Origin of the sequence: Streptomyces sp. NPDC057638 (genome assembly GCF_042800315.1) — a bacterium.
Taxonomy (GTDB): domain Bacteria; phylum Actinomycetota; class Actinomycetes; order Streptomycetales; family Streptomycetaceae; genus Streptomyces.
This window is the reverse complement of sequence record NZ_JBHVHF010000312.1, coordinates 1-8,709: the sequence shown is the minus strand read 5'-3', so window position 1 is coordinate 8,709 and position 8,709 is coordinate 1. Positions and strand designations below refer to the sequence as shown.

Sequence of the window (8,709 nt, the reverse complement as noted above, 5' to 3'; positions counted from 1 at the left end):
GGTGGGGACGCCCCCTCTCCGTACCTCATGAACGCGCGCTCAACGAACGCGCGCGGCGATCAGTGCTGCGCCGTGGACGCGGACTCCGACGGCTGGCCCGCCTCGGAGGGCGGTGTGGTGCCCTCGGTCTGCTCCGCGCCCTGCTCCTCCTGCGTGCCCTCGCCGGCCTCGGAGCCCGGCTGTCCGCTGGGCGAGCCGGACGGGGAGCCGGAGGGCTGCGGCGCCGACGGCACCGCGCTGGGGCCGAAGTCCGTGAAGTAGCTGGCCGACGGGACGATGAACGCCCTGAGCTTGGCCGCGCCGGTCTCGCTGAAGTTGAAGACCACTTCCTGCACGCCACCGATGTTCTTGGTCAGCCCGAGGCCGTCCTCGATGACCGCGGACGCGTTGCCCGCGCCGCCGATGACGATCTGGCCCTCGGCCGGGATCGTGAGCGGTCCGGTGCCCTTGGCCGGGCTCAGCTTCACGGTGCCCGCGCCGGGCAGCGTGATCGACTCCAGCGTCTGCGCCGTGCGGCCCGCGTTGAAGACCGTCGCGGAGACGACGGCGGGACCCGCGGTGTTGGCCTTCGGCTGGGTGATCACGTTGGCGTTCTGGACGCTGATCGTGTCGACCGTCACCTCGGCGGTGTCCGGCTTGATGCCGAGCGACTGCGCGTTGTTACCCGCGCCACAGGCGGTGAGCGCGGCGAACGACAGCGCGACGGCGGTCGCCGCGAGGGCGCCGCGTCGCAGACGGGGGGCGCCCCCGGACGGAGTTTGGGGGAGGCTCACGGCTGCGGCATCTCCTTGCACATACGGACCGGCGGTTGACGGATCGGACGAACCGTCGCAATGCCGGGCGGATCCGCATCAGTTCGCGACGCCCGCCGAGATCACGTCAGTTCGCCGACAGATTACAGAGCCGTCGCTCCGGCCCCGCACCCGACCCGCCCCTTGCGGCTGGTCGCACCCCTCGGGCAACTCGCGCGGCCCGTTCCGCGCCGCCACGGTGGATGTTTCACGCCGAGCGTTTCGCGATCCGTTCACATATCGGTAATGATCAATTCCATGGTCGGGTCCGCATTCCGTCCGAATAGCTCCGGCGTGTTGTCGATGATCAATTTCGATTTGGCTCGACATCTGGCCGAACTGATGAGCGACCATCGAACGGATCGATGGAAGTTGACCACGCAGAACCCGGCATATCGGGACGTTCGCCCCTGTCGTGGGCGGCTGGGAGGGGTGTCGGCATGTACGTTTCTCGCCACCGGCAGAGCCGTCCCCACCTGCGAATACCCCCTTCCGGAAGTCGCCCACAGCACGTTCCCGTCTCTGTTGTCAAGCCCCGAGATATGCCCTGACCTGCGAAAACGCCATTCAGTAGAAGCTGTATCCGTGTTACCCTGGATAGCCACGGAAGGGGTACCTGTCACATGACGTTCAAGGTTGGCGACACCGTGGTCTATCCCCATCACGGGGCCGCGCTGATCGAGGCCATCGAAACTCGCCAGATCAAAGGCGTGGACAAGACCTACTTGGTGCTCAAGGTCGCCCAGGGCGACCTGACGGTTCGCGTGCCAGCGGACAATGCGGAGTTCGTCGGCGTGCGCGATGTGGTCGGTCAGGACGGGCTCGACCGGGTCTTCGAGGTGCTGCGCGCACCGTATGCCGAAGAGCCCACGAACTGGTCCCGCCGCTACAAGGCAAATCTGGAGAAGCTCGCCTCCGGGGACGTCATCAAGGTCGCCGAAGTGGTGCGTGACCTGTGGCGTCGTGAGCGTGAGCGCGGGCTGTCCGCGGGTGAGAAGCGGATGCTGGCCAAGGCGCGCCAGATTCTCGTCAGTGAGCTCGCCCTCGCGGAGAACACCAATGAGGACAAGGCCGAGGCCCTGCTCGACGAGGTCCTCGCGTCCTGACGCCCCAGCCCCCTCGGCGCCGTGTCCACCGTGCCCCAAACCCTGATGCCCCGGTCTCCCCGGGGTCGTGTCAGGTCGTGGGGCCCGTCGGACATCGCGCGAGGCCGGGGACGGCGTGATGGGGTGGGCCACGCGTGAAGCGAGGCCGCTGGAGACCAGCGATGCCGCAGTGCCCGCTGACATGCCATGATCATTTTTGATGATGGATCTGTCGCCGGGCGCTGCGGCATTTTCCATACCGGAATGTCCATACCGGCTCGCAGCAGCGCCTGCCGTCGGTGTGCCGGGCCCGGGGCGGCTGGCGCAGACCAGTAGTCACGGAAGGGTCCGTCAAGGCGTCGCGCCCGGCACGCTGTGGCCATACCCATGTCGGCCGAGGAAACAAACCTGCCGGAGTGCAACCGATGACAGACGAATCCCTTCCGCCCCGCACCGCCGCGGTGATCCCGGCCGCGGGCCGGGGCGTCCGGCTGGGCCCCGGTGCGCCCAAGGCGCTCCGTACGCTCAACGGCACGCCCATGCTGCTGCACGCGGTGCGTGCCATGGCCGCGTCCCGCGCGGTCTCCCTGGTCGTCGTGGTGGCGCCCCCGGACGACACCCAGGGCGTCAAGAACCTGCTCACCGAGTTCGCGCCGCCCGAGCGGACCGACATCGTCGTGGTCCCCGGCGGCGAGAGCCGCCAGGAGTCCGTCCGGCTCGGTCTGGACGCGCTGCCGGACGGCATCGAGGTCGTCCTCGTCCATGACGCCGCCCGCCCCCTGGTCCCCGTCGACACGGTCGACTCCGTGATCGAGGCGGTACGGGACGGGGCGCCCGCCGTCGTCCCGGCGCTCCCACTGGCGGACACGGTCAAGGAGGTCGAGCCGCGGGAGAAGGGGGAGCCGGAGCGGGTGCTCGCCACCCCCGAGCGCTCCCGGCTGCGGGCCGTACAGACCCCCCAGGGCTTCCAGCGCGCCACCTTGGTGCGCGCGCACCACACGGAGGAGGCGCGGGGCGACGGCGCGACCGACTGCGCCGGGATGGTCGAGCGGCTCGGCGTCCCGGTCGTCGTCGTTCCCGGCCACGAGGAGGCCTTCAAGGTGACCCGTCCGCTCGACCTCGTCCTCGCCGAGGCGGTTCTCGCCCGCAGGAGGGCCAACGATGGCTTCTGACCCGCACGGCGCCCCGGGCACCCCGGCGGCCCCGCTTCTCCCGCTCGTGGGCATCGGTACGGACGTCCATGCCTTCGAGGCCGGCCGCGAGCTGTGGTGCGCCGGGCTGCTGTGGGAGGGCGAGGACGGTCTGGCCGGGCACTCCGATGGTGATGTCGCCGCCCACGCCGCCTGTGACGCGCTCTTCTCGGCCGCGGGCGTCGGCGACCTCGGCGCCCACTTCGGCACCTCGCGGCCCGAGTGGTCCGGCGCCTCCGGGGTCACCCTTCTGGCGGAGGCGGCGCGGATCGTCCGGGCCGAGGGGTTCGAGATCGGCAATGTCGCCATTCAGGTGATCGGCGTCCGCCCCAAGATCGGCAAGCGGCGGGACGAGGCGCAGAAGACCCTGGGAGCGGCCGTCGGCGCGCGAGTCTCGGTCTCCGGGACCACCACGGACGGCCTCGGTCTCACGGGCCGCGCCGAGGGGCTGGCCGCCATCGCCACCGTCCTTCTCTACCGCCCGGCCGACTGACGTCCCACGGCGGGCGGCCGGTTCACCCGGCCGGTGTGACGGAGGCGGGACCGGAACCGTACCCGGGTGCGTGTGGCGGCCCGTCGGGGGAGGGTACGGGTAACCCGATCGCCGCCCGGCGACCCGGAACGCCACCGCCTCCAGGAAGGCTCTCTCATGACCGCCGCACTCTCCGACGATCTGAAGGCGCTGCTCGACACCCCCGTCTTCGTCCACATCGCGACCATCCAGCCCGACGGCAGCCCGCAGGTGTCGCCGGTGTGGGTGAAGCGGGACGGGGACGACCTGCTGATCTCCACGACGGTCGGGCGCCGGAAGGAGAAGAACCTCCGCCGTGACCCGAGGGTGACGGTCGTGGTGCAGCCGTTCGACGCCCCTTACACCTACGCGGAGATCCGCGGCGAGGTCACCCTCACCACCGAGGGCGGCCAGGAGCTGATCGACGACCTGTCCCGCAAGTACACCGGCAAGGACTACGCGGACTTCAACCCGGCCGCCGCCGAGGATGCCCCGCGCGTGGTCGTCCGGGTGACCCCGCACAAGATCGTCGGTCGTCTCTGACCCGGAGGTGCCGGGTCCGGCCAGGACCAGGGATCTCCCTTGTACGACATCACAAAGTTGTTCCGCGGCCCGTAAGGGTCGCGGGGCACGGTCGAGTGCCGACTACCCTTGATGCGTGACTATTCGCCTGTACGACACCAGCGCCCGGCAGATCCGTGATTTCACCCCGCTCGTGCCGGGCTGTGTCTCGATCTACCTGTGCGGTGCGACCGTGCAGGCGGCCCCGCATATCGGGCACATCCGGTCGGGGCTGAACTTCGACATCATGCGCCGCTGGTTCGCGTACCGCGGCTACGACGTGACGTTCGTGCGCAATGTCACCGATATCGACGACAAGATCATCTCCAAGTCCGCCGCCCAGGGCCGCCCCTGGTGGTCGATCGGGTACGAGAACGAGCGCGCGTTCAACGCGGGCTATGACGCCCTCGGCTGCCTGCCCCCCACCTACGAGCCACGCGCCACCGGCCATGTGACCGAGATGGTCGAGATGATGCACGGTCTGATCGAGCGCGGTCACGCCTACGAGGCCGAGGGCAACGTCTACTTCGACGTCCGCTCCTTCCCGGGCTATCTGGAGCTCTCCAACCAGGACCTCGACGAACTGCGCCAGCCCTCCGGCGAGGGCGAGACCGGTAAGCGCGACCCGCGTGACTTCGCCATGTGGAAGGCCGCCAAGCCCGGCGAGCCCGACTGGGAGACGCCCTGGGGCCGTGGCCGCCCCGGCTGGCACCTGGAGTGCTCGGCCATGGCGCACAAGTATCTCGGCAGCGCCTTCGACATCCACGGCGGCGGGATCGACCTGATCTTCCCGCACCATGAGAACGAGATCGCGCAGGCCAAGGCGTTCGGCGACGAGTTCGCGCGCTACTGGGTGCACAACGCCTGGGTCACCATGAGCGGCGAGAAGATGTCCAAGTCGCTCGGGAACTCGGTGCTGGTCTCCGAGATGGTCAAGCACTGGAAGCCGATCGTGCTCCGGTACTACCTGGGCACCCCGCACTACCGCTCGATGATCGAGTACAGCGAGGAGGCGCTCCGCGAGGCGGAGTCCGCCTTCGCCAGGATCGTCGGCTTCATCCAGCGCGTGGCCGAGAAGGCCGGGGGGCCGGTGGAGCCCGCCGCCGAGGTGCCGCTCGCCTTCGCCGAGGCCATGGACGACGACCTCGGTGTGCCGCAGGCGCTCGCCGTCATCCACACCACCGTCCGGCAGGGGAACTCGGCGCTCGCCGCCGACGACAAGGAGTCCGCGGTCGCCCGGCTGGCCGAGGTGCGCGCGATGCTCGGCGTCCTCGGGCTCGACCCCCTCGACCCGCACTGGGCGGGCGAGACCGAGAGCGGCGAGGACCTCCACGGCGCCGTCGACACACTGGTGCGGCTGGTCCTCCAGCAGCGGGAGGCGGCCCGCGCCCGCAAGGACTGGGCCACCGCCGACGCCATCCGCGACCAGCTCCAGCAGTCCGGTCTGGTGATCGAGGACGGCGCCGACGGCCCGCGCTGGACGCTCGGCCCGCGCTGAGCCATCGGCGACGATGTGCCGCCCGGCCATCCGGGCGGCACACTTTCATACGTACATATTTACGAGGACGCAGGGAACAGGTAGCACTCATGGCCGGGAACAGCCAGCGCAGGAACCGACGCACGTCCAACAAGAAGGGCGCACAGGTCGGCAGCGGTGGCAAGCGGCGCCGCGGCCTGGAAGGGAAGGGCCCGACCCCGCCCGCGAGCGCGCGCAAGGGGCATGTGAAGAACCGCGTCGCCAACGCCAAGTCCAAGCAGGCCGCGCGCCGCCCGGTCGCCCGCCGCGGCGGCAAGGGCAGCTCCGAGATGGTCGTGGGCCGCAACCCCGTCTTCGAGGCGCTGCGCGACGGCGTCCCCGCCAGCACGCTCTACGTCCAGCAGTTCATCGACAACGACGAGCGGGTCCGTGACGCCATCCAGCTCGCCACGCAGCGGGGCAATCTCCACATCATGGAGGCGCCCCGGCCCGAGCTGGACCGGATGACCAACGGGCTCAACCACCAGGGTCTGGTGCTCCAGGTGCCGCCGTACGAGTACGCGCACCCGGAGGACCTCGCCGCCTCCGCCGCCGACCACGGCGAGGACCCGCTGATCGTCGCGCTCGACGGGGTGACCGACCCCCGCAACCTGGGTGCCGTCGTCCGTTCCGTCTCCGCCTTCGGCGGCCATGGCGTGGTCGTTCCCGAGCGCCGCGCGGCCGGGATGACCGCGGGCGCCTGGAAGACCTCGGCGGGCACCGCCGCGCGCACCCCTGTGGCGCGCGCGACCAACCTGACGCGCGCCCTGGAGTCGTACCAGAAGGCGGGCATCACCGTGGTCGGCCTCGCCGCCGACGGTGACCACGACGTCTCCGACCTCGAAGCGCTCGGCGGCCCGGTCGTCATCGTCGTCGGCAGCGAGGGCAAGGGCCTGTCCCGTCTCGTCGGCGAGACATGTGACTTCCTCGTCCGCATCCCCATGCCCGGCGGCGCCGAGTCGCTGAACGCCGGTGTCGCGGCCGGAGTGGTGCTGTACGAGGCGGCCAAGCGCCGCAGCTGAGCGAATCCCCTGATGGCGCGCCGAACGTGCCCCTGGTGACGCGCTCGGCGTGCCACCAGGGGCACGTCTCATGGGCGGCCGGAGTCGTAGGACGCGCTCCGGGGGCGCACGCCCGGCGCGTGTCGCGCGGCGTCACCGAGGGTCCGTCGCCCGCCGCGGCGGGGCCGCGGGCCTCTCACCAGCCTTGACGGGTCTCGGACAGATCGGGCCGCGCGCGGCAGTGTCCAAAGACCTTGTCACTCGGTTAGATGAGCGTGGACACCAGAACGCACCGGTCCGGGTTCGACGACCAGCCCGCGTTGAGCATGATCAAGGTCGACAGCGACCCCGCGCAGGTCATCGTCAACCACGCCAGCTTCCGGGTGCAGCTCGCCCAGAAGCCGCGCCCCGCACGAGCCCTGGCGGACACCGCCCGTATCCCGGTGGTCCGCGCGGGGGCGCCGGCGCGGCGTCGGCCGCCCGTCGTGTGGAGCGGCAGGTCCGCCCCCGGGGACACCGGCGCGACCGGTCTGCTCCGGGCGGTGCGCAACAGCACCGCCACCGCCGAGCGCGCCGCGCACGGCGGCGATCCGCGTGACGCGGGCGCCACCCAGGTCATCCCCCGTGTCGACCTCGCCGACGACACCGCCGCCACCACCCTCACCCCGGTCGTCGACCGTCCGCTGCTGCCACCCATGCGCCAGGCGGTCGGCGCCTATGACACGTACGAGACCCAGGAAACCCGCGCGACCCGCACGGCGCGGGCCCCCCGCACCGGAGGGGACCGGCCGCGCGACACCTATGGCGACGGCGGCGCCGAGGACGACGGACGCGACGAGTCCGCGGAGCTCGCCGAGTACGACATCGAGCTGGACGACGAACTGGCCGAGGACGGCCGCTCCCAGCGACCCGGCGAGGCCGTCCGGCACGCGTACTACCCCGGCCGCCGGATGAACCTGGGGGTCGTGCTGCTGCCACTGCGCGTGTTCCTCGGTCTCATCTCCGTCTACGCCGGGATGGGCAAGCTCAGCGACCCCGTCTACTTCGACGGCGGCGAGCGCGGCTCCATGGTGAAGTGGCTCAACTCCCTGCACCCCTGGGCGCTCGCCGAGCCGCTGCGTGACTTCGCGCTCTCCCACCCCGTGGGCGCCGGGCTCACCGTCGCCTTCCTCCAGGTGGTCGTGGGTGTGCTCACCGTCCTCGGCCTCTGGCAGCGGGTCGCGGCCGTCGTCGGCGCGCTGCTGTCGGCGGCGCTGATCGTCACGGTGAGCTGGAAGACCGTCCCGGCGTATGACGCCCCGGACATCATCTATCTCGCGGCCTGGTCGCCCCTGATCATCGCGGGCGCCCCCGTGTACTCGGTCGACGGGCGGCTGGCGAGTGAGGCGTGGCGCAAGCTGGGGCCGCGGTCCGAGCTGTGGGAGCTGCGGCAGCGGGTGCTGCGCAGGGGCGCGGTCGTGGCGGCCGTCGTGATCGGGCTGACCCTGCTCGTCGGGTCCATGCTCGGCGGGGCGGTGCGCTCGACCGAGGTGGTCACCGTGCCCGGTCCGAACCAGGACCCCACCAACCACCTCCCGGGCTCCGCGTTGCCGCACGAGCGGCCGACCGGCGGGAGCGTCCCGGCGGGTGGTCCCAGCGGACGGACCGAGGGGGAGCGCCGGCCCACCCCGTCGGCGAGCAGCAGCGGCCCCGCCGAGGGGGACCGCCCCACTCCGCCCTCCTCGGGGCAGAACGCGCAGCGTACCCGCCAGGAGACGGGCGGAGAGCGTCCGCGTGAGACCAGGGGCTCGGGTGGCGACGGTCAGCGTTCGCCCGACCGCTCCACCCCTGCCCAGGAGGCACCTTCCGGCAGCTCGGGCCCGTCCTCAGGGGGCGGGGCCAGCGAGAGCGGCTCCGGCGGCTCGGACGGTTCGGGGGGCTCCTCCTCCGGCGGCGGCTCGGGTGGCGGCGGCTCCTCGGGCGGCGGGAAGGTGATCGGCGGACTGCTCGGCTGAGTCCCGACGGTTCCGAGACGGAGAGACATATGAAGAGGCGGCCACCGGTCAGCGGTGGAC

The 8,709-nt window shown here is 71.3% G+C and carries 8 protein-coding genes; 7 read left to right on the top strand and 1 reads right to left on the bottom strand.

Annotated elements, in window-relative coordinates:
* Positions 1–59 precede the first annotated feature (59 nt).
* A complete protein-coding gene (locus ACFVIM_RS29310; protein WP_384307512.1) occupies positions 60–773 on the bottom strand; it encodes a hypothetical protein in 714 nt (237 codons plus the stop codon).
* 641 nt (positions 774–1,414) lie between these two features.
* Here ACFVIM_RS29310 and ACFVIM_RS29305 point away from each other — a divergent pair.
* From ACFVIM_RS29305 to ACFVIM_RS29275, 7 genes are all read left to right on the top strand, one after another.
* On the top strand, positions 1,415–1,897 hold the full coding sequence (locus tag ACFVIM_RS29305; RefSeq protein ID WP_003953493.1) for a CarD family transcriptional regulator: 483 nt from the start codon (positions 1,415–1,417) through the stop codon (positions 1,895–1,897).
* Positions 1,898–2,301: 404 nt separating this feature from the next.
* A complete protein-coding gene (gene ispD / locus ACFVIM_RS29300; protein WP_384307510.1) occupies positions 2,302–3,048 on the top strand; it encodes a 2-C-methyl-D-erythritol 4-phosphate cytidylyltransferase in 747 nt (248 codons plus the stop codon).
* Positions 3,038–3,559: a 2-C-methyl-D-erythritol 2,4-cyclodiphosphate synthase gene (gene ispF, locus ACFVIM_RS29295; protein WP_384307508.1), complete on the top strand. Its 522-nt coding sequence runs from the start codon at positions 3,038–3,040 to the stop codon at positions 3,557–3,559. Before ispD ends, ispF begins: the two co-directional genes overlap by 11 nt.
* Before the next feature lie 156 nt (positions 3,560–3,715).
* Positions 3,716–4,120, top strand: coding sequence for a PPOX class F420-dependent oxidoreductase (locus ACFVIM_RS29290; protein WP_384307505.1), 405 nt, complete (start codon positions 3,716–3,718; stop codon positions 4,118–4,120).
* 115 nt (positions 4,121–4,235) lie between these two features.
* Positions 4,236–5,636, top strand: a complete 1,401-nt coding sequence (gene cysS / locus ACFVIM_RS29285) for a cysteine--tRNA ligase (RefSeq protein WP_384307503.1) — start codon at positions 4,236–4,238, stop codon at positions 5,634–5,636.
* 89 nt (positions 5,637–5,725) lie between these two features.
* Positions 5,726–6,676 (top strand): 23S rRNA (guanosine(2251)-2'-O)-methyltransferase RlmB, encoded by a 951-nt coding sequence (gene rlmB / locus ACFVIM_RS29280; RefSeq protein ID WP_384307501.1) that lies wholly within the window; start codon positions 5,726–5,728, stop codon positions 6,674–6,676.
* A gap of 248 nt (positions 6,677–6,924) precedes the next feature.
* Positions 6,925–8,649 (top strand): DoxX family membrane protein, encoded by a 1,725-nt coding sequence (locus ACFVIM_RS29275; RefSeq protein ID WP_384307499.1) that lies wholly within the window; start codon positions 6,925–6,927, stop codon positions 8,647–8,649.
* Positions 8,650–8,709: the final 60 nt, after the last annotated feature.

Coding starts and splice junctions, on each gene's coding strand:
- ispF (WP_384307508.1), top strand. CDS start 3,038: ATGGCTTCTGACCCGCACGGCGCCCCGGGCACCCCGGCGGCCCCGCTT.
- ACFVIM_RS29305 (WP_003953493.1), top strand. CDS start 1,415: ATGACGTTCAAGGTTGGCGACACCGTGGTCTATCCCCATCACGGGGCC.
- ACFVIM_RS29290 (WP_384307505.1), top strand. CDS start 3,716: ATGACCGCCGCACTCTCCGACGATCTGAAGGCGCTGCTCGACACCCCC.
- rlmB (WP_384307501.1), top strand. CDS start 5,726: ATGGCCGGGAACAGCCAGCGCAGGAACCGACGCACGTCCAACAAGAAG.
- ispD (WP_384307510.1), top strand. CDS start 2,302: ATGACAGACGAATCCCTTCCGCCCCGCACCGCCGCGGTGATCCCGGCC.
- ACFVIM_RS29275 (WP_384307499.1), top strand. CDS start 6,925: ATGAGCGTGGACACCAGAACGCACCGGTCCGGGTTCGACGACCAGCCC.